Source organism: Rubrivirga litoralis (genome assembly GCF_031846415.1).
In the GTDB taxonomy this organism is placed as follows: Bacteria; Bacteroidota; Rhodothermia; order Rhodothermales; family Rubricoccaceae; genus Rubrivirga; species Rubrivirga litoralis.
The window spans coordinates 1-24,573 of record NZ_JAVRHT010000022.1; the positions used below are offsets into that span (position 1 = coordinate 1).

At 73.8% G+C, this 24,573-nt stretch carries 18 protein-coding genes, 1 tRNA gene and 1 pseudogene; 10 read left to right on the forward strand and 10 right to left on the reverse strand.

Annotation, left to right across the window (positions count from 1 at the left end):
- Positions 1–278, forward strand: a 278-nt coding sequence (locus tag RM540_RS10240) for a DUF4411 family protein (RefSeq protein ID WP_311663746.1), incomplete at its 5' end; no start/stop codon positions are given.
- Positions 279–472: 194 nt separating this feature from the next.
- Here the strand turns inward: RM540_RS10240 and RM540_RS10245 are convergent.
- Together RM540_RS10245 and RM540_RS10250 are read right to left on the reverse strand one after the other, a co-directional pair.
- Positions 473–2,767: a glutamine--tRNA ligase/YqeY domain fusion protein gene (locus RM540_RS10245; RefSeq protein WP_311663748.1), complete on the reverse strand. Its 2,295-nt coding sequence runs from the start codon at positions 2,765–2,767 to the stop codon at positions 473–475.
- Between the two features lie 597 nt (positions 2,768–3,364).
- On the reverse strand, positions 3,365–5,452 hold the full coding sequence (locus tag RM540_RS10250) for a prolyl oligopeptidase family serine peptidase (protein ID WP_311663750.1): 2,088 nt from the start codon (positions 5,450–5,452) through the stop codon (positions 3,365–3,367).
- A gap of 120 nt (positions 5,453–5,572) precedes the next feature.
- On the opposite strand from RM540_RS10250, the gene RM540_RS10255 reads away from it, so the two are divergent.
- Positions 5,573–6,187, forward strand: coding sequence for a GNAT family N-acetyltransferase (locus RM540_RS10255; RefSeq protein ID WP_311663752.1), 615 nt, complete (start codon positions 5,573–5,575; stop codon positions 6,185–6,187).
- Here the strand turns inward: RM540_RS10255 and RM540_RS10260 are convergent.
- The 5 genes from RM540_RS10260 to RM540_RS10280 form a co-directional block, all read right to left on the reverse strand.
- Positions 6,184–6,504 carry a putative signal transducing protein gene (locus RM540_RS10260; RefSeq protein WP_311663754.1) on the reverse strand — a complete coding sequence of 107 codons (321 nt, stop codon included), beginning with the start codon at positions 6,502–6,504 and terminating at the stop codon, positions 6,184–6,186. The two genes, RM540_RS10255 and RM540_RS10260, sit on opposite strands and share 4 nt — an antisense overlap.
- A gap of 115 nt (positions 6,505–6,619) precedes the next feature.
- Positions 6,620–7,522 carry an endonuclease/exonuclease/phosphatase family protein gene (locus RM540_RS10265; protein WP_311663756.1) on the reverse strand — a complete coding sequence of 301 codons (903 nt, stop codon included), beginning with the start codon at positions 7,520–7,522 and terminating at the stop codon, positions 6,620–6,622.
- A 52-nt stretch (positions 7,523–7,574) separates the two neighbouring features.
- Positions 7,575–8,093 carry a VOC family protein gene (locus RM540_RS10270; protein WP_311663758.1) on the reverse strand — a complete coding sequence of 173 codons (519 nt, stop codon included), beginning with the start codon at positions 8,091–8,093 and terminating at the stop codon, positions 7,575–7,577.
- Between the two features lie 11 nt (positions 8,094–8,104).
- Positions 8,105–9,442: a TlpA family protein disulfide reductase gene (locus RM540_RS10275; RefSeq protein WP_311663760.1), complete on the reverse strand. Its 1,338-nt coding sequence runs from the start codon at positions 9,440–9,442 to the stop codon at positions 8,105–8,107.
- A 45-nt stretch (positions 9,443–9,487) separates the two neighbouring features.
- Positions 9,488–12,040 (reverse strand): M14 family metallopeptidase, encoded by a 2,553-nt coding sequence (locus RM540_RS10280; protein WP_311663762.1) that lies wholly within the window; start codon positions 12,038–12,040, stop codon positions 9,488–9,490.
- Positions 12,041–12,223: 183 nt separating this feature from the next.
- On the opposite strand from RM540_RS10280, the gene aroC reads away from it, so the two are divergent.
- On the forward strand, positions 12,224–13,438 hold the full coding sequence (gene aroC / locus RM540_RS10285) for a chorismate synthase (protein ID WP_311663764.1): 1,215 nt from the start codon (positions 12,224–12,226) through the stop codon (positions 13,436–13,438).
- Positions 13,439–13,760: 322 nt separating this feature from the next.
- Here the strand turns inward: aroC and RM540_RS10290 are convergent, their stop codons facing one another.
- The gene (locus tag RM540_RS10290) at positions 13,761–14,918 is read right to left on the reverse strand and encodes a mechanosensitive ion channel family protein (protein WP_311663766.1); all 1,158 of its coding nucleotides are present in this window, start codon (positions 14,916–14,918) and stop codon (positions 13,761–13,763) included.
- Positions 14,919–14,987: 69 nt separating this feature from the next.
- The gene (locus RM540_RS10295; RefSeq protein ID WP_311663768.1) at positions 14,988–15,497 is read right to left on the reverse strand and encodes a hypothetical protein; all 510 of its coding nucleotides are present in this window, start codon (positions 15,495–15,497) and stop codon (positions 14,988–14,990) included.
- Between the two features lie 248 nt (positions 15,498–15,745).
- Here RM540_RS10295 and alaS point away from each other — a divergent pair, with 248 nt between their 5' ends.
- The 4 genes from alaS to RM540_RS10315 all read left to right on the forward strand — a co-directional run bounded on the left by alaS (position 15,746) and on the right by RM540_RS10315 (position 19,744).
- Positions 15,746–18,709, forward strand: coding sequence for an alanine--tRNA ligase (gene alaS, locus RM540_RS10300; RefSeq protein WP_311663770.1), 2,964 nt, complete (start codon positions 15,746–15,748; stop codon positions 18,707–18,709).
- A gap of 198 nt (positions 18,710–18,907) precedes the next feature.
- Positions 18,908–18,994 (forward strand) — tRNA-Ser (locus tag RM540_RS10305).
- A gap of 88 nt (positions 18,995–19,082) precedes the next feature.
- On the forward strand, positions 19,083–19,511 hold the full coding sequence (locus RM540_RS10310) for a putative toxin-antitoxin system toxin component, PIN family (protein ID WP_311663771.1): 429 nt from the start codon (positions 19,083–19,085) through the stop codon (positions 19,509–19,511).
- The gene (locus RM540_RS10315) at positions 19,508–19,744 is read left to right on the forward strand and encodes a toxin-antitoxin system HicB family antitoxin (RefSeq protein WP_311663772.1); all 237 of its coding nucleotides are present in this window, start codon (positions 19,508–19,510) and stop codon (positions 19,742–19,744) included. Before RM540_RS10310 ends, RM540_RS10315 begins: the two co-directional genes overlap by 4 nt.
- Positions 19,745–19,850: 106 nt before the next feature.
- Here the strand turns inward: RM540_RS10315 and RM540_RS10320 are convergent.
- A pseudogene (locus RM540_RS10320) lies at positions 19,851–20,285 on the reverse strand (lysozyme); the annotation flags it as partial.
- Positions 20,286–20,388: 103 nt separating this feature from the next.
- Here RM540_RS10320 and RM540_RS10325 point away from each other — a divergent pair.
- The 3 genes from RM540_RS10325 to RM540_RS10335 all read left to right on the forward strand — a co-directional run bounded on the left by RM540_RS10325 (position 20,389) and on the right by RM540_RS10335 (position 24,482).
- Complete coding sequence (locus tag RM540_RS10325; RefSeq protein WP_311663774.1) at positions 20,389–22,458, forward strand: S46 family peptidase; 2,070 nt, start codon at positions 20,389–20,391, stop codon at positions 22,456–22,458.
- Positions 22,459–22,593: 135 nt separating this feature from the next.
- Positions 22,594–23,253 carry a hypothetical protein gene (locus RM540_RS10330; protein ID WP_311663776.1) on the forward strand — a complete coding sequence of 220 codons (660 nt, stop codon included), beginning with the start codon at positions 22,594–22,596 and terminating at the stop codon, positions 23,251–23,253.
- Positions 23,250–24,482, forward strand: coding sequence for a glutathionylspermidine synthase family protein (locus RM540_RS10335; protein WP_311663777.1), 1,233 nt, complete (start codon positions 23,250–23,252; stop codon positions 24,480–24,482). Before RM540_RS10330 ends, RM540_RS10335 begins: the two co-directional genes overlap by 4 nt.
- Positions 24,483–24,573 lie beyond the last annotated feature (91 nt).

Genomic DNA, 24,573 nt, shown 5'->3' on the forward strand with positions numbered 1-24,573 from the left:
AAAATCAGCCGGTCGCCAACTTGTATGCACAGATGATCGCTTGGGTTCAGGCAAACAAGCAGTTCTCCGACGCTGCTAAAGCCGAGTTCGCCTCTGTTGCGGACGGCTGGCTCGCCGCATACGCTCATGCCAACAGCTGCACCATAATTACGGAGGAAAAATTTATTCACAACATAAGAAAGCGGGTACCCATTCCGAATGTCTGTGATGAATTTGACATCCCGTACACGGACACGTTCGATATGCTTCGCTCTTTGGGTTGCCAGTTTACCTCGTAAGCCAGCCTTGTGGCCAAGCTGCACAACCTGCGGCTGCAGGCCGGCAATGGGCTCCAGCGCCCTTGCTTCGTCCGGGCCTCGGCGTCTACGTTGCCATTCCGACCGTTCGCGGTCGCTGCCCATTGCGGCTGAGCCGCCCACTGTTAGGCCTCGCCCCGCCCGCCGTATAAGCGGGCGCTCCGTGGGCGGGGCGGCTACGCCAGCCGTTCGCGGAGCAGCGTCTGCACCTTCTGCGGGTTCGCCCCCTTGCCCGCGCGGCGCATGGCTTGGCCCACGAAAAAGCCGAACAGCTTCGTCTCGCCGGCTTGGTAACGCGCGACCTCGTCCGGGTTCTCATCGAGGGCCGCGTCGACGGCCGGCGCCAGCGCCTCGGCGTCGTGGATGGCCGCCAGCCCGCGGGCCGCGACGACGTCCTCGGCCGCCCCGCCCTCGGCGGCGAGCGCGGCGACGGCCTCGGCGGCCGCGTTGCGCGTGAGCGCCCCGGCCTCGACCATGCGGAGGACGGCGGCCAGCGACACGCCCGTCGCCCGGGCCGTGGCGACGGGCGCCTCGCCCAGCGCGCGCCGCAGGTCGTGGACGAGCACGGCGCCGGCCTCGCGCGGCGCGTCGTGCTCGGCGACTGTCTCCTCGAACAGAGCGAGCAGGTCGGCGTCGGCGGCCAAGACCGCCGCCTCCTCCTCGCCTACGCCCCGCCCGACGAGCACGTCGTAGCGCCCGCGCTCCTCGTCAGTCAGCGCGCTCGCTGGGTCGCGCGGGCCGGCGTCCCGTGCCGGGGCGGCCGCCTTCTCCGGGCGGGGCGGGGCGGGGGCCGCCTTCTTGCCCCAGCTGTCGCGGAGCGCCACGATCCGGTCGAACACGAGCGCGTCGGGCGCCGAGTCGACGGGGTCCCGCCAGAAGTAGCCCAGGCGCTCGAACTGGTACCGCGTGTCGGGCGCGTCGTCGGCGACGCTGGGCTCGACGTAGCCGCCCCGCTCGACGAGCGAGTCCGGGTTGAGCTCGTCCAGAAAGTCCTCGCCGGGCTGGGGGACCGTGAACAGCCGGTCGTAGAGGCGGAAGGTGGCGGGGCGGGCGTCGGCCGCATTCGCCCAGTGGACCACGCCGGCCACGCGGCGGCCTTCGGGCTCGGCGTCGAGCGTGTCGAGGTCGGCCGTCGCCCGCACGGCGACTACCCCGCCCGCGTCGTCGGTCTCGATGTCCGTCACGCGGACGACGTAGCCGTGGCGGAGGCGGACCTCGGCGCCGGGCGCCAGCCGGCGCCACCCCTTCGGCGGGTCGACGGAGACGTCGTCGCGCTCGACGTAGAGGTCCGGCCCGAGCGTGAGCGCCCGCGTGAGGGGCGCGCCCTCGGGCGGGGTGACGTCGTGGGGCCAGTAGGGGGCCTCGACCGTGACCGCCGCGTCCAGGTTCTCGACCGTCAGCGGGACCGGGTCGGTCACCGCCATCACGCGCCGGGCCACGCCGTTCAGGTCGTCGCGGACGGCGTACTCGTACTGCGGGTACTGGACGCTCCCGTTCACCTTCGTCACGCCCAACCCGTCGAAAAACGACCGGATGGCCTGCGGGCGCACGCCGCGCCGCCGCTGGCCCGCGATCGTCGGCATCCGCGGGTCGTCCCAGCCCGAGACCGCCCCGCCCTCGACGAGCGCGCGGAGCTTGCGCTTGCTGGTGACGGTGTAGTCCAGGTTGAACCGGGCGAACTCGTACTGGTGGTTCCTCGGCTCCGCGATCCCGATGGCGTCGAGGTACCAGTCGTAGAGCGGCCGGTTGACGTCGAACTCCAGCGTGCAGACCGAGTGCGTGACGCCCTCGATGGCGTCGCCCTGGCCGTGCGCCCAGTCGTAGAGCGGGTAGACGTGCCAGTCGTCGCCGCGCCGGTAGTGGCCGGCGTTCCGGCGGACCCGGTACATGATCGGGTCGCGGAGCTTCATGTTCGGGTGCGCCATCGGCCCGTGCTCCGTGTCGATCCGCGCGCGGAGCACGTAGGCGCCGTCCGGGTGTTCGCCGCGGCGCATCTCGTCGAGCAGGCGCAGGCTCTCGGCGGCGGGCCGGTCGCGGTCCGGCGACGGCGTCCCGGGCTCGGTGACGGTCCCCCGCCCCGCCCGGATCTCGTCGTCCGTCTGGCCGTCGACGTAGGCCAGTCCCTTGTCGACGAGCTCGACGGCCCAGGCGTAGAGCTGCTCGAAGTAGTCGGACGCGAAGCGGACCTCGGCGGGCTCGAAGCCCAGCCACCGCACGGCGTCTTCGAGAGCGCGCGCGAACTCCAGGCTCTCGCCCTCGGGGTTCGTGTCGTCGTAGCGGAGGTTGGTGGCCCCGCCGAACTCGGCGGCGAGCCCGAAGTTGAGGCAGATCGACTGGGCGTGCCCCAGGTGCGGGTACCCGTTGGGCTCGGGCGGGAACCGCGTGACCACGCGCCCGCCGTGACGCCCGGCGGCGACGTCGGCGGCGACGATGTCGCGGAGGAAGTTGGACGGGCGGGGCTCGGTCTCCACGGGCGGACGGCGGGGGCGGGGCGGTCGGGGGCCGCCACGATAACGCCGCCCCGCCCGAGCGCCACGCCGGGGCGGGGTGGAGACCGGGCGGAATCGGGCGGGGCGGGGGGGATGCGGGGCGGGCAGAGCCGGGCCGCCCCGCTCTGGCGCTGGGAGGCGTCGAGCCGCTCCCGTACGCCTCGGCACCCCCTGCTTTTCGGCCGGTCGCTGCGCTCCCAGGTCGAAAAGCTGTCCCCCTTGAACAAGCAGGGCCGGTACGTTCTGACACAGCCTCTCCTCCTTTGTCATCCTGAGCGTAGCGAAGGATCTCGACGCGGCCCCCGAGTCGTCGCCGGGACGTCCTGAGGGCGCCGCTCGCCCCTCCTGGATCCCCGCCTGCGCGGGGATGACGTCTATTTTAGGGCTTGTTTGGTGCTGAACTACAGAACTTAACAGCCCTGCCCTTGAAGAGGGGGGCAGTCCGAGCGCTCTTGAGCGAAGCGGTGGGCGGGCGGACGGGGGGTGCGCTCGGGCGGGGCTGCCCGCTCGACCGCCCCGCCCTCGTGCGGGCCACGTGGGGGCGGGGCGGCCACCCCGCCCGCCCCCGCGCCGGGGCGGCTACCGGAGCCGGTCCCAGAGGTACCCGTAGGTCACCGCCGTCGTCGTCGCCCGCTGCTCCGGCGTCACGCCCGACCCGTGGCCGCCCTCGGTGTTCTCGAAGTAGCGGACCGGGTGCCCCAGCGACTCCATGAGCGCCGCCATCTTCCGCGCGTGGCCCGGGTGCACGCGGTCGTCCCGCGTCGTCGTGGTGAAGAGCGGGACCGGGTAGTCGGCGTCCGCGTCGACGTTCTGGTACGGGCTGTATTCGCGGATAAAGGCCCAGTCGTCCGGGTCGTCGGGGTCGCCGTACTCGGCCATCCAGCTCGCGCCGGCCAACAGCTTGTGGTACCGCCGCATGTCGAGGAGCGGGACGCCGACGACGACGGCCCCGAACAGGTCGGGCCGCTGCGTCATCGCCGCGCCGACGAGGAGGCCCCCGTTCGAGCCGCCCATGATGCCGAGGTGCTCGGGCGACGTCACGCCGCGCGCGACGAGGTCCTCGGCGACGGCGACGAAGTCGTCGAACGCCCGCTGGCGGTTCTCGCGCTGGGCCGCCCGGTGCCACGCCGGCCCGAACTCGCCGCCGCCCCGGATGTTGGCGAGCGCGTAGACGCCGCCCCGCTCCAGCCACGCCGCGCCCGTGACCTCGTTGTACGACGGCGTGAGGGCGACCTCGAACCCGCCGTAGCCGTAGAGCAGCGTTGGGCTCTGGCCGTCGAGGTCGGCGCCCTCCTTGGCGACCAGGAAGTAGGGGACGCGCGTGCCGTCGTCCGACGTGGCCTCGTGCTGCTCCACCACGAGCCCCGAGGCGTCGAACCGGGCGGGGAGGGAGCGGACCGACTCGGCCGAGCCGTCGGGCTGGGCGAGGTAGAGCGTCGTCGGCTGGAGGAACGAGCTGTAGGCGAAAAAGAAGCGGTCGTCGTCGTCGCTCGCGCTCACCACGTCGACGCTCCCCAGCGGCGGCGCCTCGACCCGGTCGCCGTCCCACCGCTCGCCGTCCCACCGGAACCGGCGGAGCTCGCTGGACACGTTGTCGAGGAGCGAGACGAGCACGTAGTTCTCGGTCGTCGCCGTGCCCTCGACCGTCTGCCGCTCCGACGGCGCGAAGACGACCTCGAAGTCCCGGTCGCCCGCGAGGAAGTCCTCGTAGCCGATCCCGAGCAGCGCGCCCTGCGGGTACGTCTGGCCCCCGATCTCCCACTCGGAGCGGAGGTAGACGGTCAGCCGGTCGGCCACGAATCCGGCGTCGGCGTCGGCCGGGAGGTCCAGGAGGACGGGGCTCCCGTCGCGGAGGACGTAGGTCTCGCCCTCGAAAAAGCTGGGCCGGCGGACGACGACCGGGACCGTCTCGCCGCCCCGCCGGAACGACGCGGCCCACACGCCGACGTCGTCCGGCTCGCCCTCGTAGACCGTCTCGGCGCTGGCCAGCGGCGTCCCCCGCCGCCACCGCTTGACGACGCGCGGGTAGCCCGACGTCGTCATCGAGCCGTCGCCGAAGTCGGTCGCGACGAGCACCTCGTCCTCGTCGATCCAGGCCGTCGCGCCCTTGGCCTCGGGAAGAAGAAAGCCGCCGTTCACGAACGCCTTGTCCTCGACGTCGAACTCGCGCGTCTCGACCGCGTCCGCCCCGCCCCGCGACAGGCGGACGAGGCAGCGCCGGCCCTCGGGCTCGAGGCACGACGCTCCCTTGTAGGCCCAGTTCACGCCCTCGGCCTCGCCCAGGGCGTCGACGTCGAGGAGCGTCTCCCACGTGGGGTCGCCGCCCAGGTAGTCGTCCCACGACGTCCGCCGCCACAGGCCGCGCGGGTTGTCGTCGTCGGTCCAGAAGTTGTACAGCCAGTCGCCGCGGATGGACGGGAAGGGCACGCGGTCGGTGGCCGTGAGGAGTTCGAGGGTCCGGTCGTAGATCGGGCCGTAGTCCGGGCCGGCCCGGTAGTGGTCGAGCGTCTCGGCGTTGCGGGCCTCGACCCAGGCGAGCGCCGAGTCGCCCTCGACGTCTTCGAGCCAGAGGAACGGGTCGCTATCCGGGCGGGGCGGGGCGGCGTCTTGGGCGGTCACGGGCAGGGCGAGCAGGGCGAGTCCGAGGGCGGCGGCGGGGCGGAGCATGGCGGACGGGGCGGGGTGGGGGCACAGGATACTCTGCCGCCCCGCTCGCGCCGCGCGCCGCGTGCTCCGGGCGGAGCGGCTACCGGCGGTAGGTTCGCCGGCCCTCCGCCCACCCCGCCCATGAGAGGCCGCGGCCCCGCCCCGCCCCCCGGCCCCGATCCGTTCGCGGACGGGCTCCCCCCGCTCGACGGCGACCGCGTCCGCCTGCGGGCGCCGCGGCCGGCCGACGCCGCCGACGTGCTCGCCGTGTTCGGCGACGCCGGCCACCTCCGCTACTGGAGCCACGGGCCGCTCGCCGACCTCGACGCCGCGCGCGCCTACGTCGACGGCATCGGGGCGGGGTGGCGCGAGCGGCGGCTGTTCCAGTGGGCCGTCACCGAGCCGCCCGACGACCGGCTCGTGGGGACGGTCACGCTCGTGGACTGGGACCGCGAGCACCGCCGCGCCGAGGTCGGGTTCATCCTCCACCCCGCCTACGCCGGGCGCGGCCTGGCGACCGACGCCGTCCGCACGGCGCTCCGGTTCGCGGTCGGCGCGATGGACCTGCACCGCGTCGAGGCCGACGTGGACCCCGAGAACGCGGCGTCGCTCCGGCTCCTGGAGCGGCTCGGGTTCCGCCGCGAGGGCGTCCTCCGCGAGCGGTGGTTCACGTTCGGGACGTGGAAGGACAGCGTCGTCCTCGGCCTCCTCGCCGCCGACCTCGCGGGCGGGGCGGACGCGGGCGGGGCGGGCTAGGCCGCCTCGATCGGCCCCGGCGCCGGCTCCCCGCACGACCAGCACACGCCGAACTGGCCCTCGACGGTCTCGCCGCACCCACACGTCCACGGCTTCGCGTCCGGCCCCTCGTCGACGAAGCTGCGGACGGTCTCAGCCGAGGCGAGCGCCTCGTCGTCCGGGACCCAGACCTCGACCCACGCCTCGATGGGCGGGATCTCGCCCACGAACGCCGCCCGCGTCTCGCCGCGGACCTCGGCGCCGATGCCCTCGGCCTCCAGCGCGTGGCGGACGAGGTGGGCGACCGGGGCGTTCGGGGTGCTGTAGACGCGGGTCATGGTGGCGGGGGCGGGATGGCGTCGGTGTACGGCCGCCCCGCCCGCCGGGTCCGCCCAGGCCTTGCGCCCGCCCCGCCCGCAACTCGCGGGGCGGGGTGGAGGACCCGCGGCGCTCTTACGGCGCGTCCAGGACGAGCGTCGCCGTCACCGGGGTGTGGTCCGAGGGGAGACGCCGGCTGTCCGTCCCCGCGACGTCGCCGATCGTCCGGTCGTCGGTCGCCGCGCGGAGCACGCGGACGGGGCCGCTGACGAAGACGAAGTCGATCCGCCGGTCGTCCGTCGCGCGGCCAAAGTCGGTCCACGTCGCGGTCGGTCCCGTCGCCGGCGCCTCCGACACGAGGCGGGCGTCGCGGAAGTCGGCCGTGAGCGTGCGGTAGACGGCCGAGGTGTCGGCCGCGTTCACGTCGCCGGTGACCACGAGCGGGCCGTCGCCCGCGAGCGCGCGGGCGCGCTCCACGAGCAGGCGCGCGCTCTCGCGCCGGGCGGTCTCGCCGACGTGATCGAAGTGCGTGTTCACGGCGACGAGCGCCGCCCCGCCCCGCCGGTCGCGGAGCCGCGCCCAGGTCGCGATGCGTGGGAGCGCGGCGTCCCAGCCCACGCTGCCCGGGACGTCGGGCGTGGGCGAGAGCCAGAACGTGCCCGAGTCCAGCACCTCGAAGCGGTCGGCGCGGTAGAGGAGCGCGCTCTGCTCGCCGCCGCCGTCCGCCTCGCGGCCGACGCCGATCCGGGCGAAGCCGGGGAGGCGCGCGTCGAGGTCGTCGAGCATGGCGGGCGTCGCCTCCTGCACGCCGGCGAGGTCCGCCCCGCCCACGATGGCGGCCGCGGCGTCGCGGCGGTGCGGCCACGCGTTAGCGCTGTCGGACGCGAGGTGGAGCCGCAGGTTGAAGCTCATGACGCGCACGGCGGCGTCGGTGGCCGCGCCGTCCTGAGGTCGGTCTGGTCGGGCCGTTCCGCAGGCGCCGAGGGCGAGGAGGCCGGCGAGGGCGGCGAGGACGAGGGCGGGGCGGCGGACGGTCACGGCGAGCCCGGAGGGCGGGGTGGTGGGCCGCCAACGTACGCCCGCCCCGCCCTCAGCCCGCCACGTCGTTGACCTCGATCCAGTAGCCGTCGGGGTCCTGGACGTAGATCTGGCGGACGCCGTCGCCCCGCGTGCTGACGGCGCCGGCCACGCCGGGCCAGTCCGAGTACGGCACGTCGAGCGCCTGCACGCGGGCGATGAGCGCGTCCAGGTCCGACACGCGGAGCGCGAAGTGGACGGCCCGCGTGGGCTCGACGAAGCCCTCGCCGTAGTGGATCAGGTGGAGCTGGTCGGTGCCGCCCAGCGACAGCCACCGGATGACGGCCGGGTCGCCGGGCGCGGCGATCTCCTCCAGCCCGAACAGCCGCTCGTAGAACGCCACGCTCCGCCCGAGGTCGGCCACGTGGAGCGCCGTGTGGTCGAACCCGACGGCGAATGACACGTCGGCGGCCGAGACCGCCCCGCCCGCGCGCTCGGCCGCCGGGGGCGGGGCGGCGTCTTGGACCTCGGCGGCCGACTGGCACCCGCCGACGGCGAGGGCGGCGAGGAGGAGGGCGGGGCGGAGGCGCATGGGCGGGGTGGCTACGGTCGGACGGGGAGCGCCCGAACGTACGCCTCGACCTCGCTCAGCGAGAGGTTTCGGCGGCCTTCCCGCGACTCGACCAGCACGCGACTCGATGGGTCGACGAGGAGGTACAGCGGCCACCCCACCACGTCGAACCGCTCCGTGAGCACGCCGTCCTCCGTGTCCGTCACGACCGTCGTCTCCAGCCCGTACTGCCCGATCGTCTCGCGGACGGCGTCGAGCGGGGTGTCATAAACGACGTCGTTGTTGACGCTGACGATGGTGAGCCGGTCCCCGTACGTCTCGTCGAGTCGGTTGAGCGTTGGGATCTCCTCGATGCACGGGCCGCAGCCGATGGACCAGAAATCGAGCAGGACCAACCCGCCCCGGACCGACGCGAGGTCGAGCGATCCCGCGGCCCCGACGCGATCAAACGTCCCGGAGAGGTCGGCCGTTTCGCTCGACGGGACGAGGAGAGTCGACGTGGCGGGGCGGACGCGGTCAATCCGGTCGGGCTCCGCCCCGCCCTCGACGTACCACGCGGCGAGGCGTTCGGTGGGGAGGATCTCATCGGAGAGCGCGCGCCCGAGCAGGTCGTAGATGGCAAGCGCCTGGCCGGTCTCGCCTCGTCCGACATAGGCAAGCGCGAGGCGGCGGCCGAGGGCGTCAGCGCCGTAGGGCGTCCGGCCAACTCCGACCCAAGTCACGAGCCCCACGAGCGCGTCGGCGAGGTCCCCGTCCCGAAGCGCCTGCTCGACCTGCGCCTCGTCGAGGTAGCGTGTGGCCGTCGCCCGGAGGCCAGCGACGTAGGCCTCGTCAGGGCCGGAGTCGGGGTCGCCGTCTGCCAAGTCGCTCGCGAGGTAGGCGTCTGCGGCCTCGACGTAGAGCCGGAGCGCGCGTACGAGTCGCTCCCAGGCGTCAGCGGAGAGGACGCACCCCCTCAAGCTCGCGTTGTACGCCCAGTCGAGGTTGGGCCGGAAGAAGAGTGCCGCTCGGTCGAGCGAGGGCGAGGAGGCGGCGAGGTCGTCCGCATCGCCGGCGAAGGCCGGCACGGCGAACCGCTCCCACACCCGGCACTGGCTGGCGGTCGTCGTGTCCTGCCCGTACATCTCGAGGACGGCCCACATCGACGGGTACGTGCCCCACCGCCGGTAGGCCGCAGGCTGCTCAGCCATCTGCTCGTCCCAACGGTCTGCCAGAAGCTGCACGAACTGCACCGGGTCCTCGGGCGTCTCGCCCGCTGCGTCGAGCGCCTGCCACACCTCGACGGCGAGCATCTGCTGGTGGAGGTTCCGCAACCCGAGCGACGAATCGGGCGGGGCGGCGAGGAGGAGGGCGGCGAGCGCGACGGTCATGTCGATACGGGGCTGAACTCCTTGCAACGTAGGGCCGCCCCGCCCTCAGAACGCCCCGCCCAGGTAGACCGCGTTGAGGAGGAGCCCGTCCGTGCCCCGCCAGAACGCGCGGAAGGCCGGATCGAAGTCCAGGAGCGCGACGCCGCCCCGCCCGACGCGCCGCGCCTTGAGGGCCGCCGCGCCCGGCAGGCGCTCCAGGTTGCGGCCAGAGATGTAGCCGCTCAGGACCGGCTCGTCCGTAAACACGCCGACGTCCACGCCCGCCCCGCCCTCGCCGGGCTCGAAGAGGGCCGCGTCGCCCTTGAAGACGGCCACGCGGTCGCCGTAGCCGTAGGCCAGCGGGTGCGTCGGGTCGAGGGCTACGTCGAAGATGGAGCCGCCGACGGCCTGCGCCCCGCGCGCCGCGTCGCGGTCGGCGTAGAGGTAGTCCGTCGAATCGGGCGGGGCGGGGCGGGGCTCGGCGCCCAGGAGCCCGGCGCGGGCCGCCCACCGCGCCCCGCCCTCGGTCGCGACGAGCGTGCCGCCGTCGCGGACCCACGCCTCCACGCGCGCCGTCGCCGCCGAGTCGATGGGGGCGTAGGAGCCGTCGGCCATCACGAGGACCGTGTAGCGGTCGAGGTCGGCGCGGCCGACGTCCTCGGGCTCCAGCAGCGACACGCGCTGCCCGAACCGCTCGCTCAAGAGGTGCCACGCCTCGCCGGCCCCGTACGGGCTCGCGCCCGGCCCGGCCAGGAGCGCCACGCGGGCGGGGCGGAGCACGGGCCACTCGCGGCTGCCCAGGTCGTTGCCCGTCGGCGTGTAGCCGCTCGCGAGCGCGAACGCCTCGACGTGGTCCTCGGCGACCGCCCGCCGCACGATGGCGTGGACCGAGTCGGCCGGCGCGCCGGCGTTCTGGACCGGGACCACGAGCGTGCCGGCCTCGAAGTCGCGCGCCACCCCGCCCGCGGCCGCCGAGAACGGGCTCGTCGCGAGGCGCACGCGGACGCCCGCGTCCTGGAGCCGGCGGAGCGTGCGCGGCGCGAAGTAGCGGTCCCACCGGACGAGGTACGCCGTGCGCGCCGCCCCGCCCACCAGGCGGCCGCCGTCGAAAGCAACCTCGACCGGCTCGCCCGCGAGGCCGCCGGCCCGGTCCACCTCGGCCACGTCGGCGCCGTAGGCGAGCGGGAAGGTCCACGTCGAGACGTCGTAGAACAGGCTGTCGCCGTACTCCAGCGTCCGCTCCATGGCCGCGCGCACGAGCCGGCCCTGCGGCTGGTCGAGCGGGACCACAAGCGCCTCGCCGGCCGGCACGCGCCGCCCCGCCACCTCGACCTCGCGGGCCGAGCGGTAGACGCGGACGCGGCTCCGCTGGAGCGCCTGCGCGAGCGCCTGCGCCCGCGTCCGGCGCCGGTCGAGCGCGATCACGTAGGCGCCGTCGTCCAGCCCGTCACGGTAGAAGTCGCGCGCGTTGCGGAGCAGCCGCTCGCGGAGGGCGACCGCCGCCCGGAGCGTCGAGACCGACGTGGCGAGCTGGTTGCGGACGCCGAAGGCGTAGGTCAAGAGCCCGTTCTGCTCCGTCTCCACTTCGAGCGCCCGGCTCGACGCCTGCTCGAACAGGATGCCCACGGCCCCGTTCACGTCGGGGTACGTCGAGCCCTTGCCGTAGTAGAAGTCGTCGAAGCTCTCGCGCGAGTAGTACAGCGACCCGATCCGGTCGAGCTCGGCCGCGTGGTAGTCGGCGATGTCGGCCGTGAGGTCGAGCGTGGTCTGGGGCGTGTTCGGGTTGTTGCGCGACGGGATGCCGGGCTGGAAAAAGAACGTGGCCTCCCCGCCCATCTCGTGGTGGTCGGTCGAGACCTGCGGGCGCCACGTGTGCCACCACGCCATGCGCCCGCGGCTCTCCGCGAGCTCCGTCGGGAGCCAGTCGCGGTTGAGGTCGAACAGGTAGTGGTTCGTCCGCCCGCGCGGCCACGGCTGGTTGTGCTCGCGGTCCTGGTCGTCGGCGACGACGACGCCGCCCCGGTTCCCGTTCGCCCAGTCGACGAAGCGGTCGCGGCCGTCCGGGTTCAGCATCGGGTCGATGAGCACGACGGCGTCGTCCAGCAGCTCCGCCACCCCGCCCTGCCCGGCGGCGAGGTGGTAGAGGTAGACGAGCGCGGCCTCGGTGCCCGTCGCCTCGTCGCCGTGGACCGAGTAGCCCTGGTAGACGACGGCCGGCATCCGCGCGAGCTCGGCGTCGGAGACGGACCCGGGCGCCTCGCTCAGCCGGACGTTCTGGGCCTGGATCTCGCCGATCCGCGCCAGGTTCGCCGGCGACGACACGACGGCGTGGACCAGCCGCCGCCCCTCGTAGGTCTCGCCGTGGAACCCGACCTCGACGCGCGGCGACGCCGCCGCGACGGCCTCGACGTAGCGGACGACCTCCTCGGGCCGCGTGTGCCGCTCGCCGATCGTGAAGCCCAGCACCTCGCCGGGCGTCGGCACGGCCGGGTCGTACGAGGCCGTCCCCTCGACGGCGTAGTCGATGGCGAGCGGGACGGCCGGTTGCGCGGCGGCGACCTGCGGTTGCGCCGCGGCGACAGACAGGACGAGGACGGCGAGCAGGCTAGCGAGGCGCATGGGCGGGGCGGTTCAGAGGGCGGACGGAGCGGGTGGCGGGCGGGGCGGCCGTCGAACCTAACCCCAGCCCGGGACCGCCCCGCCCGCGCTGTCCCGCCCCGCCCGTGCTTCCCGCCGTTTCCCCGGCGCCCGCCCCGCCCCGCCCGCATCTTACCGTACCCCGTACCCCGTACCCCGTACCCCATGCTCCGCTACCTCACCGCCGGCGAGTCGCACGGCCCGTCGCTCGTCGGCATCGTCGAGGGGATGCCGGCCGGCGTCCCGCTCACGCCCGGCGACATCGACGAGCACCTCGCGCGGCGGTGGCTCGGGTTCGGGCGGGGTGGGCGCGCGAAGGTCGAGCAGGACCAGGTCCAGGTCCTCGGCGGCGTCCGCTTTTCGCACACGATGGGGAGCCCGGTCGCGCTCCTGCTCCCGAACGCGGCCTACGAGAAGGACCGGGCGGGGTGGCCCGAGACGATGGCCGTCGGGGGCACGGGCGAGGGCGTCGAGCCGGTCACGCTGCCGCGCCCCGGCCACGCTGACCTCGCGGGCGCCCAGAAGTACGGGTTCGACCGGCCGCCGCGCGGGCCGGACGTCCGCCCCGTCATCGATCGGTCGTCGGCGCGCGAGACGGCTATGCGCGTCGCGTGCTGCTCCGTCGCGCGGCAGATGCTCCGCGCGCTCGGCGTCGAGGTCGGCAGCCACGTCGTCCGCCTGGGCGGGGTGGGGTCGGACGACCCGGAGGCGTGGGCCGAGCGCCGCGATGCGCTCCTCGCCGACGGCGGCGCCCGCGCGCTCTACGCCGAGGCCGACACGTCGCCCGTGCGGATGCTCGACGCCGACCTCTCCGACGCCGCCGTCGAGCACGTCAAGGCGACCAAGAAGGCCGGCGACACGCTGGGTGGCGTCTACGAGGTCGTCGCCACCGGCGTCCCGGTCGGGCTGGGGAGCTACGCCCAGGGCGACCGCCGGCTGGGCGGCCGGCTCGCCGGGGCCGTCCTCTCCATCCAGGCCCAAAAGGCCGTCGAGGTCGGCGACGGGTGGCGGGCGGGGCGGCGCCCCGGCTCCGAGGTCCACGACCCGATCACGCGCGACGGCGACCGCTGGTCGCGCGAGACGAACCACGCGGGCGGGGTGGAGGGCGGCATCTCGAACGGGATGCCCATCGTCGTGCGCGGGACCATGAAGCCGATCCCGACGCTCATCAAGCCGCTAGGGACCGCCGACCTGGAGACGGGCGAGGCCCAGCCGACGCGGTACGAGCGGAGCGACGTGACGAGCGTGCCGGCCGCGAGCACGGTCGCCGAGGCCGTCGTCGCGTGGGAGATCGCCGTCGCCCTCGTCGAGCGCTACGGCGGCGACACGTTCGAGGCGCTGCGCGAGCGCGTCGAGGCCGACCGCGCGCGCGGCCTGTGACGGGCGGGCGCAGGCCGCCCCGCCCCGCCGGGTTCTCGTAGGGACACGGCTCGCCGTGTCCGGGACGGATGGCGGCCCGTCCCCACGTGGACACCACGCGTGGTGTCCCTACCAGCCCGCCCCGCCCGACCTGCCCCGCCCACGCGCGGCGCCTCGCCCCACCTTCTGCGTCACGCCGTTTGGGGCGGGGCGGTCTCCACCCCGCCCGGTCCGCCCGTCGTGGGCGGGGCGGTCTCCACCCCGCCCACACGCGGCGCCACCCCGCCCCGGGCCGTACCCCGTACCCGGTACCCCGTACCTACCGCTCGTACCCCGGAGGGCGCTAGGCCACAGCCGGCGGCGTGTCGTCCGCCCCGCCCGCCCCGTCCGGGGCGGAGCGGTCGTCGTCCACGCCGTCGCCGCCGGCCGCCGCGATCGCCAGCCCGATGCGGGCCGGGTCCGGGGCCGAGCCGCCCTTCGGGGCGGGCCACCCCTCGCGCTGCCGCGTGCGGTCGCCGTCCGTCTCCTCGGTCTGGTCGTGGAACAGGATCTGCTGGGTCGGGAACGGGAGGTCGATGCCGGCCGCGAGCAGCGCCCGGCTCACCTGCACCAGCACCCGGTCGCGGATGACCACGACGCTGCTCCGCTTGGGCTGGCTCCACCACCGCACACGGAGGTTCACCGACGAGCCCGCGAGGTCCCACGTGAGCACGTCCGGGCCGGGGTCCGCGAGGACGCCCTCGACGCCCTGGACGGCCGCGAGCGCGATCCGCTTGGCTTCCTCGATGTCGTCGCCGTAGCCGATGCCGACGTCGTACTCGCTCCGCAGCATGTCGTAGGCCGTAATCACCTGGACGGGGTCGGAGTAGATCTGGGAGTTCGGGATGATCACGCGGCGTCCGTCGTACGTCGAGATGAACGTGGCCCGCGTCTCGATGGCCTCGACGACGCCGGTGTACTCGCCCGACGTGATCTCGTCGCCCTGGCGGAACGGCTCGCGGAGCAGGAGGAGGATGCCCGCCAGCAGGTTCTGGAAGATGTCCTGGAACGCGAACCCCAGCGCCACCCCGCCGATGCCGAGCGCGCCGAACAGGCTCCCGAACGTGAACGTGGGGAAGACGATGACGAGCCCGACGAGCACCCCGATGATGAGGAGGACCGCGTAGGCCAGCCGCCCGAGGACGATCCCGATATTCGAGTTCCGCGGCCCCGGCGTCGCCCGGTGGATGACCCGGCGGACGCCGCTGGCGACCAGCCAGATCAGCGCGAACACGACGAGCGCGACGGCGAGGCGGGGCAGCGCCTCGACGACACCGTTGAGCATCTCCTGGACCTGGCCCACGGCCTCGCCCGTGGCCTCGGCCGCCGTCACCGCGGCCGTGTCGGCCTCCGGCGCGAGGTCGCCCGCGGTGATGATGGAGTCGACGGCGACGGCCCCCTCGAACAACGTGTCGGCGTCGGACGCGGCGGCCAGCGTGTCGGGGACTTGCAGCGGGGACATGCGGGCGGGGCGGGGGAGCGGGGCGGCAGAGACTACGCAAGCTCCGGCGCTCCGCCCCGCCCGGCGGGTCTACCGGCCCCGGCGCTCCACGAGGCGGACGTACAGGACGCCGTCCACCTCCTCGATCCCCTCGTAGTCGTCGGAAAACTTGGAGACGTCCACCTCCTCCCGGTCGATCCGGCCGACCAGCGTGGCGCCCCCGTCCTGCCCCGTGAGTTCGATCGACCGCGGCAGGAGGAGGCCGTCGAGCACCTTGCGGGCGTCGCGGTCGAACCGCAAGCGGACGCGGTCGCCTTTGAGCGAGTAAGTGCCCCCGATCCGGAGCCGGTCGTCCTCGCCCCGGAGCTCGTAGCGGAGCGAGACCTGCTCGTTGGCGAACAGCTCGAGGTCGGTCGCCGACGCGTCGACCCGCTCGAGCAGGTTGACCGCGTCCAGGGCCGAGCCGTAGGGCCGGAAGGAGAGGTCGGTGAGCGTGTACGTCCTCGACACGTCGTCGACGGTGAGCCTCTCCCCGAGCGAGAAGCACCCGGACAGGGCGGCGAGGAGGACGGCGAGGGCGGTAGCGGGGAGGCGGGGCATGGGGGGGCGTGTAGAGGGCCGGAGCGCTGGCGGCTCCGCCGGGCGGGGCGGGGTCCGCGCGGCGGCCGAAGGTATCCCACCCCGCGCCCGCTCCATCGGCTTTTCGAGGGCAAATGGACGGCCCCCGAGGTGGGGCGGGGCGGGCCGAGGCCAGCGCCACCCCGCCCCGCGCGTTCCTCCCCAAATCCCCACGGGCGGGGCGGCCGGCCGCGTAGGTTCGCCGCGCGTCACCCCGCCCCGCGCCCGCCATGCCCCGCACCTCCGCCGAGATCCGCCAGTCGTTCCTGGACTTTTTCGCCGCCCGCGGCCACGAGGTCGTGCCGTCCGCCCCGCTCGTGCCGCAGGACGACCCGACGCTCCTGTTCGTGAACGCCGGCATGAACCCGTTCAAGGACGTGTTCCTGGGCACGGGCTCCCGGCCCTACTCGCGCGCCGTCGACACGCAAAAGTGCCTCCGCGTGTCGGGCAAGCACAACGACCTCGACGAGGTGGGGCTGGACACGTACCACCACACGTTCTTCGAGATGCTCGGCAACTGGAGCTTCGGGGACTACTTCAAAAAAGAGGCGATCCGCTGGGCGTGGGAGCTCCTCGTCGACGAGTGGGGGCTCGACCCGGACCGGCTCTACGTGACCGTCCACGAGGGCGACGAGGCGCTGGGGCTGGCGCCGGACCAGGAGGCCGCCGACCTGTGGGCGTCCGAGACGTCGGTCCGCCCCGCCCACGTCCTGTTCCAGGGCTCGGCGGACAACTTCTGGATGATGGGCGAGACCGGCCCCTGCGGCCCGTGCTCCGAGATCCACGTCGACCTCCGCGACGACCACGAGCGGGCCGTCGTCCCGGGCCAGGACCTCGTCAACCAGGACGACCCGCGCGTGATGGAGATCTGGAACCTGGTCTTCATGGAGTACAACGCGGTCCACGCCAGCGACGGCACGCCCGCCCCGCCCGACGCCGACGCCGATCCCGCGGCCCAGGCCGCGACGCCGATCCGGCTCCAGCCGCTCGCGGCGAAGCACGTGGACACGGGCATGGGGTTCGAGCGGATCTGCGCCGTGCTCCAGGGGAAGCGCTCGAACTACGACACGGACCTGTTCGCCGGGCTCCTCGCCGCGCTCTCCGACCGGGCCGGTCTCCCGGCCTACGACCGGCTCGACGAGGCCGACGCCGACGAGCGGCGGCAACGGATCGCCATGCGCGTGATCGCCGACCACGTCCGCACGCTGGCCTTTGCGATCGCCGACGGGGCGCAGCCGAGCAACACGGGGCGGGGCTACGTCATCCGGCGCATCCTGCGGCGGGCCGTCCGCTACGGGTACCAGGGGCTCGGGCTCAGGGAGCCGTTTTTGGCCTCGCTCCTCCCCGCCCTCGCCGACGCGATGGGCGGGGCGTTTTCAGAGATCGTGGAGCAGCAGGAGGCAGTTGGGCGCATTGTGACGGCCGAGGAGGAGGCGTTTCTTAAGACCCTCGGTTCAGGGATTGAGGTATTTGATGCTCTTACAACGATTCCGGCTCAATATGCGGAGTACGTCGCAACAGAGCGGGGGCGGAATGAGAAGACCCCGATGGAGCTGATTTCGAACTATGATCAGATCCGCGACGAGCTCATGCATGCAGTCAAAACTGCTGGAGTCGCTAACGCCCTACTGACGGCTTACGACGAGACAATCCTGCACCCGGTCGCAGAGTCGCTCCTCAGTGAAGCTGCCAACCGGAAGACTCCTGGCGAAGTCGCGTTCACACTCCACGACACCTACGGCTTCCCCTCCGACCTCACCGCCGTCATGGCGCGCGAGCGCGGGCTGACCGTCGACGAGGCCCGCTTCGACGAACTCATGGCCGAGCAGCGCGAGCGCGCCCGCGCCGCCGCCGGCTTCTCGACCAAGGACCAGGGCCAGATCGACACCTGGGACCCGACGGCCGACGCCCAGACCCACGACGGGCGGCCCATCGACTTCCTCGGCTACGACGCGCTCTCCGTCGACGGCGCCCGCGTCCTCAAGACGCGGACCGTGGGCGGGGCGGAGGGCGACCGCTACGAGCTCGTCCTCGACCGGACCCCGTTCTACGCCGAGTCCGGCGGCCAGGTCGGCGACACCGGCACGCTCCGCGTGGGCGGGGAGGAGATCGCGGTCCTCGACACGGTCAAGGACGCCGAGGGCACCATCATCCACGTCGTCGACCGCCTCCCCGCCCAGCCCGACGCCGACGTGGGCGGGGCGGTCGACGCCGACCGCCGCCGCCGCATCACGCGCCACCACACGGCCACGCACCTTCTGCACGCCGCGCTCCGCGAGACGCTGGGCGACCACGTCCAGCAAAAGGGCTCGCTGGTCGCGCCCGACCGGCTCCGGTTCGACTTTTCCCACTTCGAGCGCCTGACCGACGACGAGCGCCGCCGCGTGGCCGACCGCGTCAACGAGCTCGTCCTGCGGAACGTCCCCAAGGGCGAGGAGCGCGACGTGCCCATTGCCGAGGCCAAGGCGCGCGGCGCGACGGCGCTGTTCGGCGAGAAGTACGGCGAGCACGTCCGCGTCATCACGTTCGACCCCGACGTCTCGCTCGAGCTGTGCGGCGGGACGCACGTGGCGTCGACGGGCGAGGTGGGGCTGTTCCAGATCGTGAGCGAGGGGAGCGTGGCGTCGGGCGTGCGCCGCGTCGAGGCCGTCGCCGGCGAGGCCGCGCTCGCGTGGCTCCGCGGCGAGCTGGACGAATTGGACGACGCGCGCGCCCGGTTCAAGCAGATCCCCGACGGGCTGGGGCTCGCCGTCGAGGGGCTCCAGCACGACCTGAAGGCGCTCGAAGCCACGGTCGCCGGGCTCCGTCAGGAGCAGGCCGCCGCCGGGCTCGGCCAGTACCTCGCCGACGCCGCCGACGTCGACGGCGTCCGCGTGGCGACCGGCCGCGTCGACGGGGCCGACATGGACGCGCTGCGCGGGCTCGCCGAGACGGCCCGCGAGCGGCTGGGCTCGGGCGGGGTGGCCGTCTTCGGCTCGGCCGCGGACGGCAAGGCGGTGCTCGCAGCGTCGGTCACGGACGACCTCGTCCAGCGCGGCGTGCAGGCCGGGAAGCTGGTCGGCGCGCTCGCCAAGCGCGTCGGCGGCGGCGGCGGCGGGCGCCCGACGCTCGCGACGGCCGGCGGCAAAAACCCGGCGGGCCTCGACGACGCGCTCGGGGCGGCGGCCGAGGAGGTCCGCGCGCTGCTCGGCTAGCCGCCCCGCCCCCGCCAGCCGAGCGGGGTGGGGCGGGGTGGTGCCGGGGCGTGCCGCCCCGCCCGCGCTTGCCGAACGGGGTGGGGGCGGGGTGGCGGCCGTTCACCCGCCCCGCCCTTTGGGTCCGTCGCTTGGTCCGCCCGCGTTCCGGGAGTCTTCACCAGCAGGCGGGGCGGGGCGGTCCGTACTTTTGGCGCTGGAGGGGTGCCAGAGTGGTCGAATGGGACGGTCTCGAAAACCGTTGTGCCCTTACGGGTACCGTGGGTTCGAATCCCACCCCCTCCGCTGGCGGCCCCGGCTCACTGCGAGCCGGGGCCGCTTTTCGTTGGGCCGCCCCGCGCGTCGTCCGGGCGGGGCGGCGTATCGTAGGCAAGTGATCCGGCCACACGTCGTCCTCGACACGAACGTCCTCGTCTCGGGCCTCCGCTCTCGGCGTGGGGCTTCGTTCCGGCTCCTCGACCTCGTGGGGGAGGGAGCGTTCGACCTCCACCTCTCGGTCCCTCTCGTCCTCGAGTACGAGGAGGTCCTGATGCGGGAGGTGGCGGGGCGGTTCGTCCCGGCCTCCGCGGTGGAAGCCATTCTCGACTTCCACTGTGCCGTAGCTCATCACCACCGGGTTTACTTCCTGTGGCGGCCCACGCTGCGCGACCCTAGCGATGATATGGTCTTGGAACTCGCGGTGACGGCGGGGGCCGATGTCGTGGTCACGCACAACCTTCGGGACTTCGCGGGCGTAGATCGGTTCGGGCTCCGAGCCGTTCCCCCTGGAGCCTTCCTCGCCGAAATCGGTGACTCACTATGAACGCAGTCCGCGTCGTCCTGCCCCGTTCGCTCCACGTCTACCTTGCCGACCTGGCGGAGCAGGAGGGCGTGACCGTGGAGCAGTTTGTGGCCTCGGCGGTCGCCGAGAAGGCGTCGGCGCTCATGGCCGAAGACTACCTCGCCGACCGCGCCCGCCAGGGCAGCCGGGAGCGGTATGACGCCGCGCTGCGGGCCGTCCCCGACGTGGCGCCCGACGAGCGGGACCGCCTCTAGACCGCCCCGCTCAGCGCCCGAGCCGGAGCACCCGCCGGAGCCACCCCGCCCGCTGAGGCCGCCCCGCCCCGCCCGCGTGGGCCAGCGGGGGCGGGGCGGACGCCTCGAACAGAGCCCGCTCCGCGGCGCGGCGGCGCACGAGCCCCCGCAGCCGCCGTCCGCCCGCGAAGGTCCAGCGGTCGAACTCCTCGGCCGCGTCCGCGTCGCCCGCGTTGATGCGGCGGAGGAGCGTCGAGCGCCGGAAGGCGCCCACGCCGAGGTTGTACGTGAAGCTCACGAGCGCGTCGAACTGGCCCTGCGTGAGCGGGACGGTCACGGCCGCGCGGACGGCGTCGGCGTAGACCTCGACCGTCTGGCGGAGGAGCGCCCGCGCCTCGTCGCGCGACAGGGGCGGGGAGAAGCCAGCCGGCAGCGGGCCGGTCCACCCATACCCGATCGTGGGCACGCCGACGGGGTCCGGCGCCCAGTCGGGGACGAAGCCCTCGAACTGCTCGATGAGCGCGAGGCCGGCGTCGGAAACGCAGGGCGGGGAGGTCGGCATGGGACACGGGCGGGGTGGCTGGCCCGTTAGGAGCGCGCCCGGGTCGAACCCCGCCCCGCCCCGGACGGTTCGACCCGCCCGCTCCACCGTCCCGCCCCGCCCGATGCGCCCGCTTGCGACCCTCGCCGCCCTTCTTTTTGCCTGGACCGTGGCCGCCCCGCCCGCGCCCGCGCAGGCCCCGACGTTCGACCCCGACACCGTCCGCGCGCAGCCGCTCGACGGCGGCAAGATGTGGCTCTTCGAGGACCCGCCGACCGAGTACCTCGCCGAGACCTACGGCTTCCGCCCCGACGAGGCGTGGTACCGCCGCGCGCGGCTCGCGTCGCTCCGCATGCCCGGGTGCTCGGCCTCGTTCGTGTCGCCGCACGGGCTCGTGCTCACGAACCACCACTGCGCCCAGTCGTCGGTCGTCGCCGTGGACGAGGGCGGGGAGGGGCTGCTCGACGCCGGCTTCGCCGCGACGGAGCTGGGGCAGGAGCGCCGCGTGCCCGACCTCTACATGGACCAGCTCGTCGCCATCGAGGACGTGACCGCCGAGATGTCGGCGCCCGTCGACGCGGCGCAGACCGACGCCGAGCGCGAGGCGGCGTTCGCCGAGGCTGAGGCCGCCGTGACGGCCCGGCTCCTGGCCGACTACGGCGTCACGGCGCCCGACGAGGACGCCGACGACTACGTGGTCCAGGTCGTCGCGCTCTACGACGGCGGCCGCTACTCGGCGTACACCTTCCGCCGCTACCGCGACGTGCGGCTGGTGATGGCGCCCGAGCAGGCGCTGGGCTTTTTCGGCGGCGACTACGACAACTTCACCTACCCGCGCTACGCGGCCGACTTCGCCTTTTTCCGCATCTACGGAGACGACGGGCAGCCGCTGGAGTCGCCCGAGTTTTTCCCGCTCTCGCAGGAGGGCGTCGAGGCCGGCTCGGTCGTGTTCGTGATCGGCAACCCCGGCTCGACCGCCCGCGGGCTGACCGTCGCCCAGCTCGAGTTCCTCCGCGACGTCCAGCTCGCGACCACGCTGGACTTTGTCGACAGCCGCGCCGCCGCGCTCCAGGCCTACCTCGACAGCGGCGAGGCGCCCGAGCCTGACCAGGTCCGCAGCCAGATCTTCGAGCTCTCCAACGCGCAGAAGGCGTTCGGCGGCCGGCTCCGCGGCCTGAGCGACCCGTACATCATCGCTCGCCGCGCCGCCGCCGAGCGCGACTTCCGCGAGGCCAGCCCCGAGGCCGCCGCGATCATCGACGAGCAGACGCGGCTCCAGGAGGAGAAGCGCGACCTCGCCGCCGCCTACCGCGCGTTCCCCTACCTCTACAGCCGGACCTACGGCTCGGCCCTGTTGCAGCGCGCCCAGGCCGCCGCCGAGGGGAACGCCGAGGCCGCCGCCGTCGAGGACCGCCCCGCCCGCCTCGAACGCGCCTACCTCGAAGCCGAGGTCGACGCCCTCCGCGGCTACTACCAAGCGCGCGGCGAGGCGCTCCCCACCCCGCTCCAGGGCGCGAGCGCCGAGGCCGTCGCTGACCGGCTCCTGAGCACGTCGGCCGCCGCCTCGGCCGCGGGCGGGGTGGCCGACGACGACCCTGCGGTCGTGCTCGTCCGCGCCGTGGCGCCCGACCTCGCCGCGTTCCGCTCGGCGTCGGCCGGCTTCTCGGCCCGCGAGGGCGACCTCGCGCGGCGCCTCGGCCGCGCGCGCTACGTGACGTACGGCGGGGCGGTCCCGCCCGACGCCACGTTCTCGCTCCGCTTTACCGACGGCGTCGTCACGGGCTACCCGTACAACGGAACGATTGCCCCGCCCCTGACCACGCTGTTCGGGATGTACGACCGCTACCACAGCTTCTGCACGAGCGGCCGCGACGTGGCGCGCTGCGACTGGGCGCTCCCCGAGAACTGGCTGGAGGCGCAGGGCAATTTGGACCTGTCCACGCCCGTCAACTTTACGTCCACGTCCGACACGATCGGCGGCAACTCGGGCTCGCCGACCGTCAACCGCGACGGCGAGCTCGTCGGGCTCAACTTCGACCGGACGATCGAGGGCCTGGTCCGCGACTACCTCTACGCCCCCGAGCGCGGCCGGAACGTGATGGTCGACACGCGGCTCGTGCAGGAGGCGCTGGCGAACGTCTACGACCTCGACGGCCTGCTCGCCGAGATCCGCAGCGGCACGCTCCGACAATGAGGGATAGAGGGAGGGGAGAGGCATAGAGGGATGAGCAGAGAGCGGGCCGCTCCGCCCGCTCCAGATCCGCCACCCCGCCCCGCCCTCGCATTCCCTCATCCCTCGATCCCGCATCCCTCCATCCCTCCCCCCACCATGTCCCGCTCGTTCCTGCGCCGCGCCTCCGAAGTCCGGGGCGGCCTCTACCTCACGACCGGCCTCGCGCTCACGACCGGCGCCGCCGCCCCGCTCGTCGGGTGCCAGCCGGCCGCCCCGCCCCCGCCGCCACCAGCCGAGCAGGCCGTCCCCATCACCGGCGTCGAGGTCGTGGTCCAGCAGCAGGAGGACGGCTCGTTCCTCATCGCCGACGAGAAGGTCGTTGAGGGCGCCGCGGGCGGGGCGACCGTCATCTACACCGACGGCCGCGTCGAGCGGATCGCGGACCCCGACGCGTTCGCGGCGAAGCTCCCCGCCGAGCCGCCGCCGCAGGAGCAGGTGCGGCCGCAGGGCGGCGGGTTCAGCCTGGGCAACGTGCTCATGTTCTCGCTGCTGATGAACGCGTGGTCGCCGGCGCGGTACGGCGGCGTCGCGTACAACCCGCCGCCGCGGGCCTACGCCAACCGGACCACGTTCGACCGCGTGAATCGGCAGGCCCGGCCCGCCGTGCAGTCGGCCCGGGCGCGGGGCACGCTCGCGACCCCGCAGCGGACGACGGCCTTCCGGCAGGCCCAGGCCGTCCGTCAGACGGCGCCGACGCGCTCGCGCTCGGGCGCCTTCGGCCGCTCGGGGCGGGGCGGTCGCGGGTTCGGCGGATGAGCACGACCGAGACGAACAGGGCCGCCCCGCCCGAGGCGCCCGCCCCGCCCATCCGCCTGCGGCGCGTGGGGACGCTGCCCGCCGAGGCCCTCGACGCGGCGGGGTGGTCGTGGCTCTACGACGAGGGCGCGGCCGACTACCTCACCGACGACGTGGTCGTCGTGACCGAGGCCGAGGCCGAGGCGCTCTACCTCGCCGGTGCCGAGCTCTACGACATGATCGTCCAGGCGGCCGACCACGTCGTCGAGGCCGACCGCCTGGGCGAGATGGGGCTCCCCGACGTCATGCACGACCTCGTCCGCCAGACGTGGGAGGACGAGCGGCAGTGGCACGTCTGGGGCCGGTTCGACCTCGCCGGCGGGGTGGGCGGCGTGCCCATCAAGCTCATCGAGTTCAACGCCGACACGGCCACGCTCCTCCCCGAGAGCTCGCTGCTCCAGTGGGCGCAGGTCTCGCGCGCCGACCCCGAGGCCGTCCAGTACAACGCGCTCTACGAGCACCTCGTCGAGCAGTTCGGCCGGCTCAAGGGGCGCAACCCGGACCTCGTCTACGACGGCCGCGCGTCGCTCCTGGCGACCGACGTGGACGGGCTCCGCGAGGACGCCGCGAACCTGGCCGTGCTCGCCGCCGCCGCCGAGGAGGCCGGGTTTTCGGTCACCGCCCGCCCGGTCCACGAGGTCCACTTCGCGCCGGGCGAGGGCGTGTTCACGTTCGAGGAGGGGGCGGGGTGGACGCGCCACGACTTCGTGGTCAAGCTGGTGCCCTGGGAGTCGTTCGTCGAGGACGAGCCCGAGATTTTCGAGACGCTGGCCGGGCTCATCCTGGACCGCCACGTGGTCGTCGCCAACCCGCCCTACGCGCTGCTCCTCCAGTCGAAGCGGCTCCTGAAGGTGCTGTGGGAGCGGTTCGAGGGGCACCCGCTGCTCCTCCCCGCTCACTACACGCCCATCGAGACGGGCCGCTTCGTGGAGAAGGTGGCGTTCGGTCGCGAGGGCGCCAACGTCACGCTCTACGACGCGCTGGGCAACGAGACGCTGCGCACGCCGGGCGACTACGACGTCTACCCGACCGTCTTCCAAGCCTGGGCCGACCTCCCGCACGACGCGAACGTCGACCTCTACCAGACAGGCCTCGTGTGGGCGTTCGAGCCGTGCGCCATCGGGTTCCGCAAGGGCGGGGAGGTCATCGGGAACGAGAGCCCGTTCGTGGGGCACGTGGTGGAGGAGTGAGCAGGTAGAGCAGGTAGAGCAGGTAGAGCAGGTAGAGCAGGTAGAGCAGGTAGAGCAGGTAGAGCAGCGGGCGGGGCGGCGGCCGAAAAGT

What these genes read in the sequence shown, in the direction of transcription:
- RM540_RS10315 (WP_311663772.1), top strand. Translation starts at nt 19,508, where the DNA reads ATGAACGCAGTCCGCGTCGTCCTGCCCCGTTCGCTCCACGTCTACCTT.
- RM540_RS10270 (WP_311663758.1), bottom strand. Translation starts at nt 8,093, where the DNA reads ATGCGCCTCCGCCCCGCCCTCCTCCTCGCCGCCCTCGCCGTCGGCGGG.
- RM540_RS10295 (WP_311663768.1), bottom strand. Translation starts at nt 15,497, where the DNA reads ATGCCCCGCCTCCCCGCTACCGCCCTCGCCGTCCTCCTCGCCGCCCTG.
- RM540_RS10250 (WP_311663750.1), bottom strand. Translation starts at nt 5,452, where the DNA reads ATGCTCCGCCCCGCCGCCGCCCTCGGACTCGCCCTGCTCGCCCTGCCC.
- RM540_RS10280 (WP_311663762.1), bottom strand. Translation starts at nt 12,040, where the DNA reads ATGCGCCTCGCTAGCCTGCTCGCCGTCCTCGTCCTGTCTGTCGCCGCG.
- alaS (WP_311663770.1), top strand. Translation starts at nt 15,746, where the DNA reads ATGCCCCGCACCTCCGCCGAGATCCGCCAGTCGTTCCTGGACTTTTTC.
- RM540_RS10330 (WP_311663776.1), top strand. Translation starts at nt 22,594, where the DNA reads ATGTCCCGCTCGTTCCTGCGCCGCGCCTCCGAAGTCCGGGGCGGCCTC.
- RM540_RS10325 (WP_311663774.1), top strand. Translation starts at nt 20,389, where the DNA reads ATGCGCCCGCTTGCGACCCTCGCCGCCCTTCTTTTTGCCTGGACCGTG.
- RM540_RS10255 (WP_311663752.1), top strand. Translation starts at nt 5,573, where the DNA reads ATGAGAGGCCGCGGCCCCGCCCCGCCCCCCGGCCCCGATCCGTTCGCG.
- aroC (WP_311663764.1), top strand. Translation starts at nt 12,224, where the DNA reads ATGCTCCGCTACCTCACCGCCGGCGAGTCGCACGGCCCGTCGCTCGTC.
- RM540_RS10290 (WP_311663766.1), bottom strand. Translation starts at nt 14,918, where the DNA reads ATGTCCCCGCTGCAAGTCCCCGACACGCTGGCCGCCGCGTCCGACGCC.
- RM540_RS10275 (WP_311663760.1), bottom strand. Translation starts at nt 9,442, where the DNA reads ATGACCGTCGCGCTCGCCGCCCTCCTCCTCGCCGCCCCGCCCGATTCG.
- RM540_RS10260 (WP_311663754.1), bottom strand. Translation starts at nt 6,504, where the DNA reads ATGACCCGCGTCTACAGCACCCCGAACGCCCCGGTCGCCCACCTCGTC.
- RM540_RS10335 (WP_311663777.1), top strand. Translation starts at nt 23,250, where the DNA reads ATGAGCACGACCGAGACGAACAGGGCCGCCCCGCCCGAGGCGCCCGCC.